This is a genomic window from Chitinophaga sp. 22620 (assembly GCF_052044405.1).
Lineage (GTDB): Bacteria > Bacteroidota > Bacteroidia > Chitinophagales > Chitinophagaceae > Chitinophaga.
Genome location: NZ_JBQEMV010000006.1, coordinates 101,960 through 122,792, shown reverse-complemented (window position 1 = coordinate 122,792; position 20,833 = coordinate 101,960). Strand labels below are relative to the sequence as shown.

The following is a 20,833-nucleotide window of genomic DNA, read 5'->3' as shown; positions in this document are numbered from 1 at the left end:
TTAGAAAAATGGCGGTGCGGGGCTATCGGATATGCGGGATCTGTGAATTATATTTAAGACATGAACCGTATTATTCTCATCGCCCTGCTGCTGCAGGGTTTTTTCACCCAGGCACAGGAACCCCGCTTTATCAACCGCCAGGACGAAGGTTACCGGGGAATCTGGTACAGCATTGGCGCCACCGGCAACGAATATGCCTACAAGTACGGCGGCGGGCTGGCTACCTATCCTTCCAATCATTACCCGTTCTCCGTGTACGCGGCCAAAGTCAACAAAACATTTTTCTGCTACGGCGGTACAGATTCCACCGGCAAAACCCTGCTGCATGAAGTAGGCTGCTTCGATCACCGCACCGGTATGGTATCGCGGCCAACGATCGTGATGGACAAAGCCACGGGCGATGCGCACGATAACCCGGTGATACAGGTGGACAAAAACGGCTACATCTGGCTGTTTTCGACCTCACACGGCGTGGAGCGCCCTTCTTTTATTTACAAAAGCAGCAAACCTTACGACATAACCAGCTTCGAAAAGATACAGGCTTACAAGGGTAATGAGCCGATGGACAATTTTTCGTACCTCCAGATGTACTACGACCCGGCCCACGGCTTCCTCGGCCTGTTCACCCATTACGAAATGCAGCAATTGCGGTACGGCAAAAAGAACTGCCGCGTGATCGGCTGGATGACGAGTGAGGACGGCATTCGCTGGACCGCCTGGAAAGACCTTGCCAATATGGAAGAGGGACATTACCAGACCAGCGGCCAGCGCAACGGGCGCGTGGGCACAGCCTTCAACCATCACCCCAACGTGCAGAAAGGCGCCGGGCTCGATTACCGCACCAACCTGTATTACCTGCAAACGGACGATTTTGGCAAAAGCTGGACAGCCGCAAATGGCAAACCCGTCACACTGCCGCTGCGCACGGGCGACACCTCCGCCCTGGTGTGGAACTATGCCCCGGCGGGGATGAACGTTTATATCAACGATCTCAATTTCGATAACGACGGCAACCCGGTAATCCTTTACGAAACCAGCAAAGGCCCGGAGCCCGGCCCGCAAACGGGCATGCGGCAGTGGTATACGGCGCATTTAAAAGCAGGCCGCTGGCAGATACACCGCCTCGCTGAAAGCGACCACAATTATGATATGGGGTCGCTGATGGTCGCTAAAAACGGCGCCTGGCAGGTGATCGCGCCTACCGCCAATGGTCCGCAGGCTTATAACACCGGCGGGGAGATCGTAATGTGGGAGAGCCGTGACGAGGGCCGCAGCTGGACTTCCAGGCCGCTCACCGCCAACAGCCCCTACAATCATTCCTACCCGCGCCGCCCGGTAAATGCGCATCCGGGATTTTATGCTTTCTGGGCGGATGGCAACGGGCGCCAACCCTCGCCTTCGCGCCTGTATTTTTCAGACCGGGAAGGGAATGTGTACCGGCTGCCGGAAAAGATGGAAAAGCCTTACGAAAGGCCTGTGCGGGTTTCGCCGGCGCGATAGCCAATGTTCATATCATAAAAAAATCCCCGGTCGCACAATACGCCGGGGATTTTTTTATCGGGATCAGAAAAGATCAATACTGTTCCTGGTCCGTCGGGAAATCTTTTGTTTTTACATCTTGGATGTATTTCTGCGTGGCATTGTAGATATCATCGTAAAGGTTCAGGTATCGGCGCAGGAAGCGGGGCTTGAACTCTTTGTTGATGCCCAGCATATCGTGCATAACCAGCACCTGCCCGTCCACATACTTGCCCGCGCCGATGCCGATCACCGGGATGGTGAGCTGCTCGGCCACCTGCTTGGCCAGCATGGCGGGTATCTTTTCCAGCACAATGGCAAAGGCGCCGGCTTCCTGGAGCAGCTTCGCGTCCGCCAGCAGCTTGGTTGCCTCCGCATCGTCCGTTGCACGAACGGCGTAGGTGCCGAATTTGTAAATGGACTGCGGGGTAAGGCCCAGGTGCCCCATCACGGGAACGCCTGCACTGATGATCCTTTTCACCGATTCGATCACTTCTTCGCCGCCTTCGATCTTAATGCCGTGCGCGCCGGTTTCTTTCATGATGCGGATGGTGGAAATGAGGGCCTCTTTACTGTTGCCCTGGTATGAGCCAAAGGGCAGGTCTACCACCACGAAGCTCCGGCGGATGGCCCGCACAACGGAGGAGGCATGGTAAATCATCTGGTCGAGGGTAATGGGCAGCGTGGTTTCGTGGCCGGCCATTACGTTGGAGGCAGAGTCGCCTACCAGCAGGATGTCTATCCCTGCATCATCCAGTATCCTTGCCATAGAGAAGTCGTAAGCGGTGAGCATGGAAATCCTCTCCCCGTCGGTCTTCATTTTTTGCAGGATATGCGTGGTGATGCGCTTGATCTCTTTGTTTACAGCAGACATTGCAGAAAAGTTTATACCCGGCCAACCCCGGGAATCCACAAAGTTGCAACTTAATTCGGATTTGACTGCATTTTTTTGATGTCAGGTAACGCTGAGCTTGCTGATCTCGTTGTAGAGGGATCGTACGAGACCGTCCGCAAGGCCTATCTTCGGCACGAATATTTCATCGATGTCCATCCAGCGCATCACGTTCACGTAGATCTGTAATGCGGGCACGATCACGTCTGCACGGTCTTCACGGAGGTTATACACGTGGATGCGCTCTTCCACCGTGAAATTGCTGAATTCCTTGTAATAATCCTTCAGCAGGTCCAGCGTGAGGGGTTTGCCTTCCTTCTTTTTGGACATGGAGAATATCTTGTTGATATTACCGCCGGAACCGATGGCCACTACGGGACCGTATGCCCGGAGCTGTTGTTTGAGGAAGTCTTTCATCTGCTGCCAGTGCGTTTCGCTCACCTGGTGCTGCAAAAGGCGCAGGGTGCCGATATTGAAGGATTCTTTGAACACGAGGCGGTTGCCGCTGAAGAAAGTGAGCTCTGTGGAGCCGCCGCCCACGTCTATGTATAGGTAACCTTTGGTCTTATCCAGGTTTTCAGCGATATGGTTCTCGTAAATATAAGAGGCTTCTTCCTTGCCGGTGATCACTTTAATGTCCATCCCCGTTTCATCCTTCACGCGTTCCAGTATTTCCGTTCCGTTGCTGGCGTCGCGCATGGCGGAGGTGGCGGCGGCTTTGACGTATTTCACTTCGTACACGTCCAGCAGCAGCTTGTAAGCTTTGATGGTGTTCACCAGGCTGTCTGCCCTTTTATCGGAAATGGCGCCCGTGGAAAATACGTCGATCCCTAAACGCAGGGGCACGCGCACCAGGTTTACCTTGGTGAAATCCATTTCGCCGGTCGATTTCGGAGAAGCCTCCGAGATCAGCAGGCGGGCTGCGTTGGAACCGATATCTATTGCTGCGAGCTTCATGCCTGTTCAGATTAACAATAACGTGTACACACTACAACAGGCTCAAAGATATTTAAAACGCTGCTGAATTACGAAACAGAATTGATCAGTTGTACGATTTTTCCGCGAGGTATTTCCCGATCTCAAGCTGGGCGCGCACTTTACGGCCGCTCGCATGTTTGTATGCGTTGCGTTGTTCGTTGTCGATGATGCGCACTTTCACATTGCTGTTCAGCTGGATGTTAAGTATCTCTATCAATTCCTGCCTGATCACAGGGTCTTCTATAGCGGTTGCGGCCTCCACGCGGTGGTCCAGGTTACGGATCATCCAGTCGGAGCTGGCGATGTATACCTTGTCCTGCCCGTTGTTGTGGAAAACGAACACACGCGCATGTTCCAGGTATTCGTCTATGATGCTCACCGCTTCCATATTGCGTTTCCACTTCTTATTCTCCGTATAGGCGCAACAGATACCACGGATGATGAGCTTTACCTCCACGCCCGCCTTGGCGGCATCGTAGAGCTTAAAGATCATTTCGTCGTCGGAGAGGGAATTCATTTTCAGGATGATGGACGCCGGTTTTTTGCGCCGGGCGTTCCTGATCTCGCGGTCTATCATGCGGATGAAGAACCGCCGCATGTTATGAGGGCTTACGATCAGGGTTTTGCAGGCCTGGAGGTGCTTCACGTCGTGGCGCGGGCTTTCCAGGTAGGCGAATATACGGTTGATGTCCGCCATAATATTGCGGTTGGCCGTCAGCAGGCAATGGTCGCCGTATACCTTCGCCGTTTTTTCGTTCATGTTGCCGGTGCTCACGAAACCGTACTGGGTGGTGGTGTTGCCGCTCCTTTTTTTGATAACGCAGAGCTTGGCATGCACTTTCATGCCTGGCACCCCAAAGATTACTTTCACGCCTTCTTCTTCCAGCCTTTCTTTCCATTGCAGGTTGGCCTCTTCGTCGAAGCGGGCGCGCAGCTCCAGCACTACCACCACCTGTTTGCCGTTACGCACGGCGTTGATGAGGGCGTTGATGATCTTGCTGTTGCGGGCCAGGCGGTACGCGGTGATCTTGATGGTGGTCACTTCCGGATCCATGGCGGCTTCTCGCAGCAGGTCTATGACAGTATCGAAGGAATGATAGGGGAGGTGCAGCATCACGTCCTGCTCCTGCATCACTTTCATTACGCTCGGCGCGTTGTGGAACAGCGGGTGCACGAGGATTTTGCGGCGCATGCGCTCGCGGGTGAACACCCGTTCGGGGAAGTCCATAAAATCCTTGAAATTATGGATGCGGCCGCCGGGTATAAGGTTATCTTTTTTAGACAGGCCCAGCCTGCGCATGAGGTATTCCAGCAGCAGCGGGTCTATCTGCTGGTCGTATATAAAACGCACGGGTTTGCCTTTACGGCGCGCCTTCAGCCCTTTTTCGATCTGGTGGATGATGCTGGTGGAGATATCGTTATCAATGTCCAGCTCGGCATCGCGGGTCACTTTGATGATCCAGGAGGAAAACTTGTCGTACCCGAAGTAGGAGAAGATATGCGGCAGGTTGTAACGGATCACGTCTTCCAGCAGCATGATGCTGTGCTCGCCTTCTTTGGAAGGAAGGATGAGGAAGCGGGAAAGCACGGCCCTGGGCACTTCTATGAGCGCGAATTTCTGGCGGATGGAATTGTCTTCCCGCGCCAGCACCACGGCGAGGTAAATAGATTTGTCGCGCAGGTAAGGCATATGCTGGATGCCTTCGATCATGAGCGGGATGATGTTGGTGCGCACTTCTTCGTTGAAGTAGTTCTGCACGAACTTCTGCTGCTCGCGGTTGAGCTGCTTTTCGGTATGGAGGGTGATCTTTTCGTGTTTCAGTTCTTCCTCTATCTCGTGCCAGATGCGGTTGAATTCGGTCTGCTGGCTGATCACGGTGCTCTGGATGTCCTGTAGTATCTCATCAGGATTTTCTTCGAGGTGCATTTTCGCGGTGCGGCCCATGATGTCCATCCGTTTGAGGGTGGCTACGCGCACGCGGAAAAACTCATCGAGGTTGTTGGAAAAGATGCCGAGGAAGCGGATCCTTTCATAGAGGGGCACCGTGGTGTCTGCCGCTTCCTGTAACACCCTGGCGTTGAAGGATAGCCAGCTGATGTCCCTGACAATGGTCTTTCTTTTGGATGATACTGATTTGCTGGTCTTCGTATTTTTTTTCACCGGTGACTTTTTTGTTTTTACCGGCTCTAAAGCGCTGGCGGCGGAGTCCAATTTCATATTCACATTGATTTGAGGCGCGGGCATGATACGCGGCGCGCGGAAGATATAAAAAACGCGCGGTCAGGACTTAAGAGCTGGTGTTATCTTTTCATTAAATTACGGATTTCCGGCGGGATTGTTCAAAACGGCCGGCAGATGGGTAACGAAGGTGCCGGGTTTTTATTCCGTTTTCCGGGGCGCGGGCTGGTAATGTTTGTTGTACACGGAAAAGCCCAGCAGGCTGAGCAGGCCCAGCACGATCACCAGCAGGGTTTGCGCCACCCAGATGATCCAGCCGAAGGCGTAGCCGATGGTGATCTGTATGCCGTACAGCACGAGGGTGTTCTGCACAATGATCTGGTAAGCGCCGATGCCGCCCTGGGTAACGATCATGCCTATACTGCCGAATGCGAGGATGGACAGGCCGGCCTTTACGCCCAGGCCCATGGTTTCCGGCAGGCACTGGAAAGCGATGTAGACCTGAGAGAAGTACAGCAGCCACATCGCTGCGGTGTAAAAAAGGAACCAGCCTTTTTGTTTCATTTTAAATACGGAGAAGATGCCTTCCATCACCCCGCGGATGAGTGCGCGGAGGGCGATGGCCGCCTTGGTGCGGGCAAACCGGCGCAGCAGCCAGAGGAACAGCAGGACTACGCCCGCGATCACGGCCAGCACGATCAGCAGGCGGGAAACGCTGGCGTTGGCGTACATATTGGCCAGCGGGTCCGTGATGTAACGGGCTACGATATCGGCCACTACATCCACCTGTATGAGGATGGTAACGGTAATAAGAACGATGAGGCAGATCAGGTCGAAGGCCCTTTCGGCGATCATAGTGCCCACGAGCTTGTCCACCGGTATCTTTTCATACCTGGCGAGAATGCCGCAGCGGGTCACTTCCCCGAGGCGGGGCACGGCCAGGTTCACGAGATAGCCGACCATCACAGCGAAAAAGGTGTTGAGCTTGCGCGGCTCGTAGCCGAGCGGGAGGAAAAGCAGGCGCCAGCGCATGGCCCTTACCCAGTGGCTGAGGAAGCCGAGCACGGCGGCGGGCGCCAGTACCCAGTAGTTCGCCCTGCGGAGGGCGTCCTTGATCTCTTCCACCTGGGCGGGGGTAAGATTTTTCGTCACCAGCCAGATCAGCAAAATGCCAATTCCCAGAAAACCGATGAACTGTAAGATGGTTTTGAGCAGTTTAGGCATTTGTCAGCGCTGATATAAGTGAACCAATCTATAATTTATTGCCTTCTTTCGGGAAGACGGCCACGGGGTTGAATTTTTTGGCCTCCTCAAAATCCATGGTGGCGTAGGAGATAATGATCACCACATCACCCACGGCTACCAGGCGGGCTGCCGGGCCGTTCATACAGATCACGCCTGAGCCTTTTTTGCCTTTGATAACGTATGTTTCCAGGCGTTCGCCGTTGTTTACGTTCACCACCTGCACTTTTTCGTTCGCTATCAGGTTGGCCGCGTCCATCAGGTCTTCGTCGATGGTGATGCTGCCTACGTAGTTCAGATTGGCTTCCGTAATAACCGCCCTGTGAATCTTGGATTTTAATACTTCGATCAACATATTTCTGGTGTAGTCCGCAAAGGTAGAGGAATTTTAATGAAAACCGGGAACAGAGGGAGGTATTTATGAATATGTTATGACAGCCGGCTTAGCGCTATTCCGTTATCATATTATCTATCAGCCGTACTTCGCCCAGTTTGGCGGCTATCAGCATCACCATCCGGCCGGAGGGGAGCGGCGACTGTAATAACTGCAGGTTCTCCGCATCGGCAATTTCAACGTAATCCGGCTGAAAGCCCGCATCCTGCAACTGCTTCCAGGCATTTTTTTTAATGGTGTCAAAGGGGAGCTGTTTGATATTTTCCTTCATATAAAGAAGGGTGCGGCTGACCTGGACGGCTGTTTGCCTTTCTGAGGGGGACAGGCGCATATTTCGGCTGCTCATGGCCAAACCGTCTGTTTCGCGCAGGGTAGGGATTATGTGTAATTTTGCCGGAATTCCGGTTATTTCCAATAACCTCTTGATTATCATGCATTGCTGGAAATCTTTCTGCCCCATGAACAGGTCGTCCGGCTCTACGGCCTCCAGCAGCTTGTGAACGATGATGCCGACCCCCTGGAAATGGTTGGGGCGGTAGGCGCCCTCCAGCACAGTTTCGAGGTAACCGAAGCCATAGTGGCGATGTTCACCGTTAACACCGCCGGGGTACATCTCTTCCACGGATGGAAGAAAAAGTATATCTGTTCCCGCCGCGGTGAGGGCGAGGATGTCTTCTTTGATGGTGACGGGATACTTCTCGAAATCTTTCGGGTCATTGAATTGCGTAGGATTCACAAAAATGCTGCTGATCACAATGTCACACTGCGTTTTAGCCGCGTTGACGAGGGAAATGTGACCCTGGTGCAGGGCGCCCATAGTGGGTGCGAAACCGATCCTCTTTCCTGCCTTTTTTTCCTGCCTGAGCGCCTCCCTGAGATCCGCTACCCGTTTGAATAGATACATAAACCTTTGCTTAAAAGGATGTTAAAAGTGACAAATTGGCCCTTTTTACCTAAATTTTTCGTAGTTTTGCAAGCCAAATTAAAAATAACTGCATTAATAATCAGCAATAAATGTCCACAAAGAAAAGAATTCTTTTTATTGCCCAGGAAATGTCGCCCTATCTGGATCTGAGTGAATATGCGGCAATGGTCAATAAGATGGCGATCAAGTCTAATGAGGCCGGTCTTGAGGTGAGGGTTATCATGCCGAGGTTTGGGAACATTAATGAACGCAGGCACCGGCTGCATGAAGTGGTCAGGCTGTCCGGCATCAATATCGTGATCGACGGGGATGACTATCCTCTTATCATCAAGGTGGCGTCTCTGCCCAATGCAAGGCTCCAGGTCTACTTCCTGGATAACGAGGATTATTTCAAGCGGAAAGCTGTGTTTAATGACGACGACGGCACGTTTTACGACGATAACGCCGCCAGGATGGTATTTTTCTGCAAAGGAGCGCTGGAGACCGTTAAGAAATTCGGCTGGCCTCCGGACATTATTCATTGCAGCGGCTGGATGACCTCCCTCATCCCCGTTTACCTGAAAACCGCCTATAAAAAGGAACCGGTTTTCGCCCACTCCAAAACGGTGTTTTCCATGGAGCCCAACTCTTTCAAGGAGAAACTGGGCGCCACCTTCCTGAAAAAGGCCGTGATCAGCAACCAGATCAAGGAAAAAGACCTGGACCTTTACAAAGATGGAACCAACGCCGCCCTTAATAAAGGGGCTGCCAAATATGCCGATGCGGTAGTGCTTACCAGCGATAAAACAGATAAGAAGATCGTGGAAGAGCTGAAAGCTGAAAAAGGCAAGATCATTCTTCCTTATAAAAAGGATAATGAAGACCTGGCGGATTACATCCAGCTTTATCACCAGCTGTTAGGCGCAAAATAAGACTGAGAATCAAAAAATGAAAAGTTAAAACTGTAACGTGTATACCGTTTCCTGCGTTTAACTTTTTATTTTTAGTTTTTCTATTTAAGTCAACAAACCGTTCAATTCAATTACGTGAAGATCAATTTCAGGAACCTGGGCTTTGCCGCTGCTTTTTTGACCGCACTTTATGCTTTTTCCGGTTGTAATGAAGCCACTGTACTCGGTAAGGACCTCATACCCGGCGCTGACAAGGTGGTGGTAAAAGATACAACCATCAACAGCCTGATCACCCATAATATTGCCAACGTCGATTCCAGCATCTTCACCGGGCAGGATAATTTTGTAGGCGCGCTGGGCAGCTTCAGCGACCCGCTTTTCGGTAAAAGTCATGGCTTCCTGTACACCCAGGTGGGCCTTCCCAAAGCGGAATTCACTTTCGAAGGCACCGGCTGGACGCTCGATTCCGTGGTGCTTTACATCGGCTGCGATACCGCCTGGTATGGCGAGAACGCCCCGCAGACCATGCGTGTTTTCAGGATGAACGAGCCCAACTTCAAGATCGATTCCAACTACCGCTACAACCGTCCGCTTTCTTACGATCCGGGCAAGCAGCTGGCCAGCCAGCAGGTGTACCCGGTATACCCGAAAGACTCCATCAACATTTACGGCACCAAACAGGGGCCACAGCTGCGTATTAAGCTGAACAACTCCTTTGGTACCGAGCTGTTCCAGCAGCGGGCAGACGGTGCTTTCAAGTCAGACTCCGCTTTCAACAAATGGCTGGGAGGCCTGGCCATCGTGCCGGATACCGTGAATGGCAAAACCATGCTGTTCCCCAACCTGAACACCGGTGAAACACGCATCGCGGTATATTATAAGAACTCCGAAAAAGATTCCATCATTGCCAACTTCCCCTTCGTTCCCAACCCGGGCGTAGGCGGCAGCGCGCATGCGAACTACTTCGCCCGCAACTACACCGGCGCTGAAGTTGCGCAGCATATCAATACCAACAGGCCCGGCGGCGACAACCTGCTGTACCTCCAGGAAGCTCCCGGCATTTATGCCCAGCTCCAGCTGCCTGAGATCGAGAACATCCCGAAAGCCGTGATCAATAAAGCTGAGCTGGTGATCACCGAGATCAACAGCGGCAACACCGGCAGGGACGACCTGTTCTCCGAGCCGGACCGCCTCTTCCTGATGCGTTATATCACCCACGACAGCCTCGGGTTCATTATCGACTACGGCAACCCCCAGCAGCCCGATCTGACCTACTTCGGCGGTAATAAAACTGTCATTAGTGACCTCGGGCCCTTTAAAGTTGTTCAATATAAGTTTAATATTGCACGGCATTTACAGTTCATCCTGGACAACAAACTGGAGAACTCGGTGCTGAAACTGGAAGCTTTATCAAGCCGTTACCCGATGGACATGAGGAGATTGAAGGCAGGCGGTGGCAATGCAACACCTCCGGCTAATGTGAAGCTCAGGATCATATATACTCAACTATAATCATAGAATCCAAACTTTTATGCCTTATTTATTTACCTCAGAATCCGTATCTGAAGGGCATCCGGACAAGGTGGCCGACCAGATTTCAGACGCGCTTATCGATAATTTCCTTGCCTACGATCTTACTTCAAAAGTTGCCTGCGAAACGCTGGTAACCACCGGCCAGGTAGTGTTGGCAGGCGAAGTGAAATCTGACGCATACCTCGACGTACAGGATATTGCCCGTGATGTGATCCGCCGCATTGGTTACACCAAGAGCGAATACATGTTCGAAGCGAATTCCTGCGGCATCTTCTCCGCGATCCACGAACAGTCGCCCGACATCAACCAGGGCGTTGAACGTAAAAGCCCCGAAGAGCAGGGCGCCGGCGACCAGGGTATGATGTTCGGCTATGCCACCAAAGAAACAGACAACTATATGCCGCTCGCGCTGGACCTGGCTCACAAGCTCCTGATCGAGCTGGCTGCCCTCCGCCGCGAGAATAAAGACATAAAATATCTGCGCCCCGACGCCAAGTCGCAGGTGACCATCGAGTATTCAGACGACAACCAGCCGATCCGCATCGATACCATCGTGATCTCTACCCAGCACGACGATTTCGACGGCGAAGAAGCTATGCTGGCCAAGATCAAGAAAGACATGATCGAGATCCTGGTTCCCCGCGTAAAAGCAGGCCTGAAACCCGAATTACAGAAACTTTTCACCGACAAGATCACTTATCATATCAACCCGACCGGCAAGTTCGTGATCGGCGGCCCGCACGGCGATACAGGCCTCACCGGCCGCAAGATCATCGTGGACACCTACGGTGGTAAAGGCGCGCACGGCGGTGGCGCATTCTCCGGCAAAGATCCTTCCAAAGTAGACCGCTCAGCAGCATACGCTACCCGTCACATCGCCAAGAACCTGGTGGCTGCCGGCGTTGCGGATGAAGTGCTGGTGCAGGTTTCCTACGCCATCGGCGTGGCCAGGCCCTGCGGCGTGTTCGTAGACACTTACGGCACCGGCAAGGTAGGCCTGAAAGACGGTGAGATCGCCCGTAAAGTGGAAGAGATCTTCGATCTCCGCCCGTACGCTATCGAGCAGCGCCTGAAACTGCGCAACCCGATGTACGGTGAAACCGCCGCCTACGGCCACATGGGCCGCGAGAGCAAAACGGTGACCAAAGTATTCAACGCAGGTAAAAAGAACGAAAAGAAAGTGGACGTTGAGCTGTTTACCTGGGAGAAACTTGACTACGTTGATAAAGTAAAGCAGGCGTTCGGACTGTAATCCGCGCTGCGAAACCATATGTAAAGGGAGGCCTGCACAGGCCTCTCTTTTTTTATGCGAATAGATCCGTTTGATTAATTTTACCGGTATCAATCCCCCTTCATGCAATTAAAAAAGAAGATCTTTTATACCGTTTCCAACGCGTGCCCCATCAACCTGCTCCAGAAAGCGCCGGCGTCGAGACTGCTCCTGCCATACCATCACCTGGTGAGCGACAGGGAAGTTCCGCATATCCGTCATTTATATCCCTATAAAGGCACTAAAGCATTCGAGGCCGATCTCGATTACCTGTTGAAACATTTCAGGCCTGTGAGCCTGCCGGAAGTGATCCATGCGGTGAAAGAAAACAGGCCGTTAAGCGGCAATTCCTTTTTGCTGACGTTCGACGACGGTTTGCGTGAAGTAACAGAGGTGATTGCGCCGTTGCTGCAGCGTAAAGGCGTGCCCGGCGTATTTTTTCTGAATAATGCATTTCTTGATAACCGCTCGTTGTTCTACAAATTCAAGGTAAGCCTTGCAATAAACGCATTGCGCAGTCAGCCGCCGGGCACGGCCGTATCGGGTGAGCTGGCCCGGGCGTTGCAGGCGCTGCCGGGGGAAGACGCTGAAGCCGCGTTGCGGCGCATCACCTGGCGTAACCGGGAACTGGCGGACAGCGCGGGAGAGTTGCTGGGGCTCGACTTTGACGCTTATCTCCGGAACGAAAGGCCTTTTATGACGCTGGACGAAGTAGGAGGGCTGGTAAAGCAGGGGTTTTCGATCGGCGGGCATAGCATAGACCATCCATATTACAGGGAACTAAGCCTGGAACAGCAGCTGGAGCAAACCTTCGGGTCAGTGGATTTTTTGGTGGAACAGTTCGGCATTGATTACCGCGTGTTCGCTTTTCCGCATACCGATGCAGGCGTAAGCAGGGCGTTCTTTGAAACAGCATTAGGAGGCGAAAAACGGCTCGATCTCGTGTTTGGCACCGGCAACCAGCAGCGCGACATGCTGCCGGGCATATTGCACCGTTTTAACTGTGAACGTCCGCAAATCCCGATTGATGAGAGCGTAAAAGGGATCTTATTGCTGAATGGTTTGAAGACTTTTATGGGGCGCGACCGGATCAAAAGAGGGTAAGATTGATTAAGTAATTGTGAAGTCTAACTCATTTAAGGAGAGTTGACTATAAAAATGTTTGCTATTTAGCTGTTAATGTATTATATTTAATTATGAATTATAGGATTATTTATATTTGTTTTTAGGATGCCCTGAATGATTAATTATTATTTTTGCAAAGACGAATTTTGGAACAGTAGATAGAACAGTAGATAGATATTATGTTTTTTTGCTAATAGTGTCAAATTTTAACCGACTTGAAGAACCTGAACCTAAGTGCTGTATTGAAAAATGCAGTCATTGCTGTTATATCTATCCTTTTTCCCTATGCCACTGTGCTTGCACAGGGTAGCCAGGAGAAGATCACCGTAAACATCGCGCCGGGAAATACAACCGGAGCATGGCTGCATCTGCCGGGCGATTACGGGCAAACGTCAACCAAGTATCCTTTGCTGATCTTTCTTCATGGTGTTGGAGAGGGCGGTACAGATGTGAACAGGGTATTAACGCATGGAGTACCGAAAGAGATTGCCCAGGGCGCCAACATGGAATTTACAGTTGGCGGAAAACTTTTCAAATTTATCGTGGTATCACCCCAGATCCCCAATGGATGGGCCAGCGCCGGTATGGTGCAAAGCGTGCTGGACGACATTAAGAGCAGGTACCGCGTGGATGAGTCGCGCATATACCTCACCGGCCTGAGCGCGGGAGGTTATGGTGTGCTGAATTATGTGGCTTCAGGAAAAACCTACTCCGATAATCTTGCCGCTATCGTTCCCGTATCTACCGCTGCAATCGATGCCGCTAAGGTGGCCGGCCTGTGTAATGTTGCTGCCAGCAACGTGCCTGTGTGGATGTTGTGCGGTACTTCAGACGGATTCCTTTCCAACCAGGAAAAATATATCGCGGAAATTAACAGCTGCAACCCCGCGGTGAAAGCCAAAGGCACTACTTTCGCCGGCGGTCACGACGGCACATTCTGGTCTAAAGCATATAACTCGGCGCATACTTACCAGCCACAGAATATCTATGAATGGATGCTGCAATACCAGCGCGGAGCGGTCAATCCGGACCCAGACCCCGAGCCGGTACCTCCCGTGGTTACTTTCAGTTCATCAAACCTCTCGATCAAATTACCCGTTAACACCGCGTTGGGAGACGGATCGGGATCCACCGCCCCTGGAAGCACCATCAGCAGCTATGCCTGGGCGCAGGTATCCGGGCCCACCACTGCCGCTATTGAAAGTCCCGCGTCTTCCAAAACCAATTTCAAAAACCTTTCCGAGGGCACTTATAAATTTTCGCTGACCGTAAAAGGCGCCAATGGTCTCAGCACCAAAAGCGAGCTCACCGTTACCGTTCAGGCAGCCACACTGCCGCCTCCAGGCGGCGGTTCTGTAGCCTGTGCCAGCTGCAAGCTGGTGATAGAGCCGGGAGGGGACGGTGGCGCGTATATCAACGGCGAAGGCCGCAATATCGGGCCTGGCGATACCGTATGTATCAAAGCCGGCGAATTCACCTACATCCAGTTCTTCAACTTTACCGGCTCCGCCGATAAACCGATCGTATTCATCAACTGCGGCGGCCAGGTGAGAGCAGGCAACGGCGGCAACTACGGGATCATCTTCAACAACGTAAAATATTTCAAGCTGACCGGTTCCGGCAGCGGCGATAAATATGGGTTTCGTGTAGACGGTGTAAGCAAAAAGATCAATACCGGCGTTGCAGTAGGTAAAGGCTGTACGGATTACGAAATAGAAAGGGTTGAGATCACCGGCTCGGAAGCGGGCCTGATGGCCAAGGTGAACCCGGACTGTGACCCGGCTAACCAGTATCCGAACTTTTCCATCCGCAACGTTAAGCTGCATGACCTTTACATCCACGATGTGATAGGCGAGGGCATGTACGTTGGCAACACGGCACCCAACGGAACGCCTACCGATTGTAACGGCACGACCGTGGATCTGCTTCCCCCGCGCATCTACAACCTGAAGATCTATAACGTGATCACCGAGAATACGGGCTGGGACGGCATCCAGGTGGCTTCCGCACCCGAAAACGTGGAGATCTACAATAACAGCGTATATAACTACGGCACGGTCAATAAAGGCAGCCAGCAGGCCGGCATTATCCTGGGCGGTGAATCCAACGGCCGGGTATATAACAATAAAGTGGTCAAAGGTACCGGCAACGCGATAGAAGTATTCGGTGTGGGCCTTTGTTATGTGTACAACAATATCATCTCAGACGGAGGCTTTGACGGCACAACTGAAGGGCAGGATGCGTTTTTTGTGGATGACAGGCCTACCAAATACAACAACAAACCGCTGCAGGTCTATATCTTCAATAATACAGTGGTGAACTCCAAGAGAGATGCTATCCGCATTCTCAATTCCTTCGGCACCATCGGCACCGGCAACCTCCTGTATAATAACCTTGTGATAAACGCAGGTTCCGTAGCTAAATATGGAGACAGGGGATATATCAACATACAATCCGGCATCAGCTATACTTCCGCAAATAATATCACCGGCGCCAACATCAATGGTTATGGATTTGTGAATCCAACGTCCAAAGATTTCCACCTGGGCACAGGTTCTTCCGCCATCGATAAAGGCCGGGACCTCAGCGCTTATTTTACCGGGGATTATGATGGTGAGCCGAGGCCGCAGGGCACAACCTACGATGTGGGTGCAGACGAATTTACAGCAGGCGCGCCGGTGAATAAAATACCGGTAGCCAGCGCAGGCAACGACGTTACGATCACACTGCCCGCATCCACCACTACACTCGATGGGAGCGCTTCCCGGGATCCGGACGGCACGATCACTTCCTACGCCTGGACCCAGGTTTCAGGCCCTAAAACCGCAACGATTACCAACGGTACAACCAATAAGCCCGCTATTTCCAACCTGGACATGGCAGGGAGCTACGTGTTTAAACTCACTGTAAAAGACGATAAGAATGCCACGGCTTCGGACGAAGTGACCGTTACTGTAAGGGCGGCCGCCGCACCTCCAACCGCCAATGCAGGGCAGGATGCGGCGATCACACTGCCGGCCAGCACCGCCACACTAACGGGCACGGCTACTCCAGCATCCGGCAGCACGATCGATTCTTATGCCTGGACGCAGACCGCCGGGCCGGTTACCGCTACGATCGCCGCTCCCGGCAGTGCCAGCACCTCCGTGAGCGGCCTTACACAGGCCGGTACCTATACTTTCCGGCTGACGGTTACAGACGATAAGGGACTGACCGATACGGACGACAAAGTGGTGACCGTAAATGCCGCACCGAGTCAGCCGCCGGTAGCGAACGCAGGTAATAATATCACCGTCACCCTCCCCGCTACGCAGGCTACGCTTTCGGGCAGCGCCACGCCCGCAGCCGGCAGCACGATCGATTCTTATGCCTGGACGCAGACTGCGGGCCCGGTTACGGGCACTATCGCCGCCGCGGGCAGCGCAAGCACGTCCATCAGCGGTTTGACCCAGGCCGGCACATACACCTTTCGGCTAACAGTTAAAGACGATAAAGGCCTGACCGATACAGACGATGTGACCGTAACGGTGAATGCCGCTCCCAGCCAACCCCCGGTGGCGAGCGCGGGAAATAACATTACGATCACCCTGCCCGCAACCCAGGCCACGCTTACCGGCAGCGGCACCCCCGCATCCGGCAGCACGATCGATGCTTATGCCTGGACGCAGACTGCAGGCCCGGTTACAGGTACTATCGCCGCCGCGGGCAGCGCACGCACTTCCATCAGCGGTCTTACGCAGGCCGGCACTTATACTTTCAGACTAACGGTTACAGACGATAAAGGATTGACGGATACGGACGATGTGACCGTGACCGTGAATGCTGCACCCAACCAGCCGCCTGTGGCAAGCGCCGGGAATAACATTACCATCACCCTGCCCGCAACCCAGGCCACGCTTACCGGCAGCGGTACTCCCGCATCCGGCAGTACGATCGATGCTTATGCCTGGACGCAGACCAGCGGCCCCGTAACCGCTACGATCGCCACTCCCGGCAGCGCCGGTACCTCCGTAAGCGGTCTTACGCAGGCCGGCACTTATACTTTCAGACTAACGGTTACAGACGATAAAGGATTGACGGATACGGACGATATGGCCGTGACCGTTACAGCCGCCCCCATTCAGCCGCCAGTGGCGAACGCCGGGAATAATATTTCCATCACCCTGCCCGCAACCCAGGCCACGCTCTCCGGCAGCGGTACGCCCGCCTCCGGCAGCACGATCGAATCTTACGCATGGACGCAGACCAGCGGACCTGTAACTACTACGATCGCCGCTCCCGGCAGCGCCGCTACTTCTGTAAGCGGTCTTACGCAGGCAGGCACTTATATTTTCCGGATAACTGTCAAGGCCGATAACGGGCTGACAGATACGGACGATATGGTAGTGACCGTTAATGCCGCACCCAGCCAGCCGCCAGTGGCGAATGCAGGGAATAATATTTCCATCACCCTGCCCGCAACGCAGGCAACGCTCTCCGGCAGTGGCACGCCCGCATCCGGCAGTACGATAGAATCCTACGCATGGACTCAGACCAGCGGCCCGGTAACTACTACGATCGCCGCTCCCGGCAGCGCCAGTACCTCTGTAAGCGGTCTTACGCAGGCCGGCACTTATATTTTCCGGATAACAGTCAAGGCCGATAACGGGCTGACAGACACGGACGATATGGTAGTGACCGTTAATGCCGCACCGAGCCAGCCGCCGGTGGCGAACGCAGGGAATAACGTCACCGTTACCCTGCCCGCAACGCAGGCTACGCTTTCCGGCAGCGGCACGCCCGCGCAGGGAAGCACGATCGTGCGTTATGCATGGTCGCAGCTGAACGGTCCTGCTACGGCCAATATCCTCGACGCCGCGAAAGCGTCTACCGGTATCAGCCAGCTGACTGCAGCCGGTACCTACACTTTCAGGCTTACTGTTACAGACGATAAAGGATTGTCCGCTACCGACGATGTCGCGATCAATGTGCAGGCTGCTCCAAACCAGGCGCCTGAAGCAAATGCGGGCAGCGACAGGGAAGTGGTATTACCGGCTACCGTTGCCTCGCTGGACGGTTCGGCCTCGCGCGATACCGACGGTACTATTGCAACCTACCGATGGGCGCAGGTTTCCGGGCCTCTCAACGCTACAATAGTGAACGGCCAGGGTGTTACAACAAACATACAGGGGCTTACCGCCACCGGTACTTATATTTTTGAGCTGACGGTAACAGACAACGATGGAACCGCATCTTCAGACAGGGTATCGGTAGTCGTAAAACCAGCGTTGCCGGTGTATGTTACCGCCAATGCGGGTGCAGACAAAGTGCTGGTGCTTCCTGATTCAAGGATCACGCTGGATGGTTCCGGTTCTACCGCCACTAATACTACTATTACCAGCTACACCTGGACCCTGGTGGACGGGAACGCGAATGGTTACCTCATCACAGGCGCCGGCAATGCAAAGCCCTTGCTGACGTTTACCAGGCGCGGCAGGTATATTTTCAGGCTTACCGTGAAAGATGCCGAAGGCAGGGAATCGAGCGATGATGTGATCGTAGATGTGACCGATAACAGCAGCGATGATCACTCAGAAGTGATGCTGAATGTTTATCCGAACCCGGTAGTAAGTAAGCTGCGGGTGGAGATCAACCTGCCGTCGTCCACTTTTGTGACCATCCAGGTATTCAGCCTCAGCGGCCGCAAAGAAATGGAACTTTCGCTAGGCAATATACAGAACCACCAGCAGTTCATTGATGTGAGCAGCCTGGCAGACGGAATGTATATTATGTATGTAACAGATAATAAACTCCTGAAGGAATCGAGGAAATTTGTGAAAGCAAATTAACGATCCGGTTCCGGGAACAAAGAATACGGCCATGCAAGATTGCATGGCCGTATTCTTTATATAAACATACCCGCTTTAAAGCCTACAGGCGGGTTTGCACTACGGCAAACCTGGATTTGATCTTCAGGAAATGTTTTTCGAACAGCTCATATGACACATAAGCGATTGCGCAGGTAAGAACCAGGCAGGTAAGCGGGTATATGATCTCGTACAACAGGATGTTCGGGCTGCGCCCGAAGAATTTCATGAAGGCGATGAGCGCCAGCTGGCATACAGGCGTATGGAACAGGTATATGCCATACGACACCTTGCCGAGGGTTTTGAACAACGGCTGCTCCAGCCGGAGTATGCTGTTCGGGGATACGGCCATCAGCATCAGGTAGCCGAACAGGAAGGCGTGAATAAAATGGTCATAATAATTGTCACTGAGCGCCGGGATCCTGATCACTGAGAAAACAAACAGGAAGGTAAGCACCAGCATCACCACCTGTATTCCCTTATTCATTAATATTCCCAGCAGTTTTTCATAAGTTTCCTTGTGAAAAAGTATATACGCGGCAAACATGCCGGTGCCGAACAGTTCGAGCTTGTCGAACAGCAGCAGGTAGTTGATGCCGAAAAGCTCACGCGTGTTGAGCGCCGGGAAAAAATAAGGCAATACGATACAAAGTGTTTTGCTGAGAAATCCTATTCCAATCATCAGTATAAACAACGTTTTGAGCCTGTTCCTGAATGCGATCATGAGCAGGGGCCATACGAGGTAGAACTGTTCTTCGATACAGACAGACCACGAGATTTCCACGATGCCTTTGTTGTAGGGGAAAAATGCAAGCTGGATATTCACAGCAAACAGCAGCAGGAATATGAGGTTGGTTGCTACTGTAGAGCCATCGTACTCGGGGGCTGCATTGAAGAGGTGCAAAACATAGGGGGCAAGGAACACCATGGCAATACCGAAGGCCAGGTATAGCGGCCAGATCCTGAGTATCCTGCGGATATAAAAATTCCGGAGGCTTAGTTCACCTGTATCCTGGCGTTCTTTCATTAAAAGATAGCTGATCAGGAACCCGCTGAGCACAAAAAAGAGGTTCACACCCATGCGGCCGGTATCGGCCATGGCCGGGTTGAGGAATTTCCAGGTATCCAGCCCGTTCTCCTCCTTAAAGTACTGCGCATGATGCAATACAACCAGGAAGGCGGCTATAAACCGTATGGCGTCCAGGTTTTTGAAATATACTCTCATCGGTCTTTATCTTAGTCCCTTTGATATTGTAGCATCCATTCATAAATATTATGAACGCCGTCTGGTTTGGTTCTCGGATCGTACAGCGTTCTCCAGGAATGATGGGCGAAGCCGTCTATGATAGTCATTTTTGCGAGGTTGGGTTTATAGCGGTTGGTGCTGTCCGCATAACGCCTGGCATCTTCCATGAAACGGGCTTCCCTGGACCCTGCAATGTACCAGCAATGTGTATTGCTCCTGGCAACGTTGCCGAACTGGCCCAGGTTTTTCTTGTCTATTGCTGAAGGGGACATCGGCACGGCGGCGGCGATCCGCCCGGCAATGGCGGCTGATTCCGTTAAGGCCATCACCACGGCCCAGCCCCCGGCGCTATATCCGGTCAGGTAAATCCTGCTGCGGTCTACCCGGTAACGTTTCTCCAGGTCGTTAAGCACCGTTTCCACCTCGCTTGGTTTTAAGCCCCAGCTGGGCGCCTGCGGAGCTACTACTATAAACTTGTACATCTTCCCGTCAGCCGGGTTGCGGGCCTGTATCTTCAGCCCATTGTTTATCCAGTAGGGAATACCATCTATCAGCAGCCTTTGCAGATCGTTGCCGGATTTACTTTTCCCGTGCAAACAAACGATCAGCGGATATTTTTTTCCTGACTGCTGATAGTCGTCCGGCAGGTAGACCAGCGCTCCCAGTTTTGTACGCTGCGTGAGCGGGATCCGGATACTGTCCAAATGACGCTGGCCGGTTGCAAAAAGCGGCGCCAGCATGCTGCTCATAAAAAATATAAGCAGGATATTCTTTGATGTATTCATATAAGAATTA

At 52.8% G+C, this 20,833-nt stretch carries 14 protein-coding genes; 6 read left to right on the top strand and 8 right to left on the bottom strand.

Going from position 1 to position 20,833, the window contains the following annotated elements; translation table 11 throughout:
• Positions 1-60 precede the first annotated feature (60 nt).
• A complete protein-coding gene (locus tag ACTJIK_RS24305; protein WP_440650147.1) occupies positions 61-1,500 on the top strand; it encodes a BNR-4 repeat-containing protein in 1,440 nt (479 codons plus the stop codon).
• Between the two features lie 73 nt (positions 1,501-1,573).
• Here the strand turns inward: ACTJIK_RS24305 and panB are convergent, their stop codons facing one another.
• The 6 genes from panB to panC form a co-directional block, all read right to left on the bottom strand.
• Complete coding sequence (panB, locus tag ACTJIK_RS24300; protein WP_440650146.1) at positions 1,574-2,392, bottom strand: 3-methyl-2-oxobutanoate hydroxymethyltransferase; 819 nt, start codon at positions 2,390-2,392, stop codon at positions 1,574-1,576.
• A gap of 81 nt (positions 2,393-2,473) precedes the next feature.
• A complete protein-coding gene (locus tag ACTJIK_RS24295; RefSeq protein WP_440650144.1) occupies positions 2,474-3,367 on the bottom strand; it encodes a Ppx/GppA phosphatase family protein in 894 nt (297 codons plus the stop codon).
• Between the two features lie 85 nt (positions 3,368-3,452).
• On the bottom strand, positions 3,453-5,606 hold the full coding sequence (ppk1, locus tag ACTJIK_RS24290) for a polyphosphate kinase 1 (protein WP_440650143.1): 2,154 nt from the start codon (positions 5,604-5,606) through the stop codon (positions 3,453-3,455).
• Positions 5,607-5,768: 162 nt separating this feature from the next.
• Positions 5,769-6,791: a lysylphosphatidylglycerol synthase transmembrane domain-containing protein gene (locus tag ACTJIK_RS24285; RefSeq protein ID WP_440650142.1), complete on the bottom strand. Its 1,023-nt coding sequence runs from the start codon at positions 6,789-6,791 to the stop codon at positions 5,769-5,771.
• Between the two features lie 28 nt (positions 6,792-6,819).
• Positions 6,820-7,164, bottom strand: coding sequence for an aspartate 1-decarboxylase (panD, locus tag ACTJIK_RS24280; RefSeq protein ID WP_440650141.1), 345 nt, complete (start codon positions 7,162-7,164; stop codon positions 6,820-6,822).
• A 94-nt stretch (positions 7,165-7,258) separates the two neighbouring features.
• A complete protein-coding gene (panC, locus tag ACTJIK_RS24275; RefSeq protein ID WP_440650140.1) occupies positions 7,259-8,107 on the bottom strand; it encodes a pantoate--beta-alanine ligase in 849 nt (282 codons plus the stop codon).
• Between the two features lie 110 nt (positions 8,108-8,217).
• Here panC and ACTJIK_RS24270 point away from each other — a divergent pair, with 110 nt between their 5' ends.
• The 5 genes from ACTJIK_RS24270 to ACTJIK_RS24250 all read left to right on the top strand — a co-directional run bounded on the left by ACTJIK_RS24270 (position 8,218) and on the right by ACTJIK_RS24250 (position 18,774).
• Positions 8,218-9,039, top strand: a complete 822-nt coding sequence (locus ACTJIK_RS24270) for a glycogen/starch synthase (RefSeq protein WP_440650139.1) — start codon at positions 8,218-8,220, stop codon at positions 9,037-9,039.
• A gap of 114 nt (positions 9,040-9,153) precedes the next feature.
• The gene (locus ACTJIK_RS24265; protein WP_440650138.1) at positions 9,154-10,530 is read left to right on the top strand and encodes a DUF4270 domain-containing protein; all 1,377 of its coding nucleotides are present in this window, start codon (positions 9,154-9,156) and stop codon (positions 10,528-10,530) included.
• Between the two features lie 19 nt (positions 10,531-10,549).
• Positions 10,550-11,803, top strand: a complete 1,254-nt coding sequence (gene metK, locus ACTJIK_RS24260; RefSeq protein ID WP_440650137.1) for a methionine adenosyltransferase — start codon at positions 10,550-10,552, stop codon at positions 11,801-11,803.
• 102 nt (positions 11,804-11,905) lie between these two features.
• Positions 11,906-12,925, top strand: coding sequence for a polysaccharide deacetylase family protein (locus ACTJIK_RS24255; RefSeq protein WP_440650136.1), 1,020 nt, complete (start codon positions 11,906-11,908; stop codon positions 12,923-12,925).
• A gap of 236 nt (positions 12,926-13,161) precedes the next feature.
• Positions 13,162-18,774 (top strand): PKD domain-containing protein, encoded by a 5,613-nt coding sequence (locus tag ACTJIK_RS24250; RefSeq protein WP_440650135.1) that lies wholly within the window; start codon positions 13,162-13,164, stop codon positions 18,772-18,774.
• A gap of 82 nt (positions 18,775-18,856) precedes the next feature.
• Here the strand turns inward: ACTJIK_RS24250 and ACTJIK_RS24245 are convergent, their stop codons facing one another.
• Together ACTJIK_RS24245 and ACTJIK_RS24240 are read right to left on the bottom strand one after the other, a co-directional pair.
• Complete coding sequence (locus ACTJIK_RS24245; RefSeq protein ID WP_440650134.1) at positions 18,857-20,017, bottom strand: acyltransferase family protein; 1,161 nt, start codon at positions 20,015-20,017, stop codon at positions 18,857-18,859.
• An 11-nt stretch (positions 20,018-20,028) separates the two neighbouring features.
• Entirely contained in the window at positions 20,029-20,823 is a 795-nt protein-coding gene (locus tag ACTJIK_RS24240) for an alpha/beta hydrolase-fold protein (protein WP_440650133.1), read from the bottom strand.
• Between the last annotated feature and the right edge of the window lie 10 nt (positions 20,824-20,833).

What these genes read in the sequence shown, in the direction of transcription:
- ACTJIK_RS24305 (WP_440650147.1), top strand. Translation starts at nt 61, where the DNA reads ATGAACCGTATTATTCTCATCGCCCTGCTGCTGCAGGGTTTTTTCACC.
- panB (WP_440650146.1), bottom strand. Translation starts at nt 2,392, where the DNA reads ATGTCTGCTGTAAACAAAGAGATCAAGCGCATCACCACGCATATCCTG.
- ACTJIK_RS24295 (WP_440650144.1), bottom strand. Translation starts at nt 3,367, where the DNA reads ATGAAGCTCGCAGCAATAGATATCGGTTCCAACGCAGCCCGCCTGCTG.
- ppk1 (WP_440650143.1), bottom strand. Translation starts at nt 5,606, where the DNA reads ATGAAATTGGACTCCGCCGCCAGCGCTTTAGAGCCGGTAAAAACAAAA.
- ACTJIK_RS24285 (WP_440650142.1), bottom strand. Translation starts at nt 6,791, where the DNA reads ATGCCTAAACTGCTCAAAACCATCTTACAGTTCATCGGTTTTCTGGGA.
- panD (WP_440650141.1), bottom strand. Translation starts at nt 7,164, where the DNA reads ATGTTGATCGAAGTATTAAAATCCAAGATTCACAGGGCGGTTATTACG.
- panC (WP_440650140.1), bottom strand. Translation starts at nt 8,107, where the DNA reads ATGTATCTATTCAAACGGGTAGCGGATCTCAGGGAGGCGCTCAGGCAG.
- ACTJIK_RS24270 (WP_440650139.1), top strand. Translation starts at nt 8,218, where the DNA reads ATGTCCACAAAGAAAAGAATTCTTTTTATTGCCCAGGAAATGTCGCCC.
- metK (WP_440650137.1), top strand. Translation starts at nt 10,550, where the DNA reads ATGCCTTATTTATTTACCTCAGAATCCGTATCTGAAGGGCATCCGGAC.
- ACTJIK_RS24255 (WP_440650136.1), top strand. Translation starts at nt 11,906, where the DNA reads ATGCAATTAAAAAAGAAGATCTTTTATACCGTTTCCAACGCGTGCCCC.
- ACTJIK_RS24245 (WP_440650134.1), bottom strand. Translation starts at nt 20,017, where the DNA reads ATGAGAGTATATTTCAAAAACCTGGACGCCATACGGTTTATAGCCGCC.
- ACTJIK_RS24240 (WP_440650133.1), bottom strand. Translation starts at nt 20,823, where the DNA reads ATGAATACATCAAAGAATATCCTGCTTATATTTTTTATGAGCAGCATG.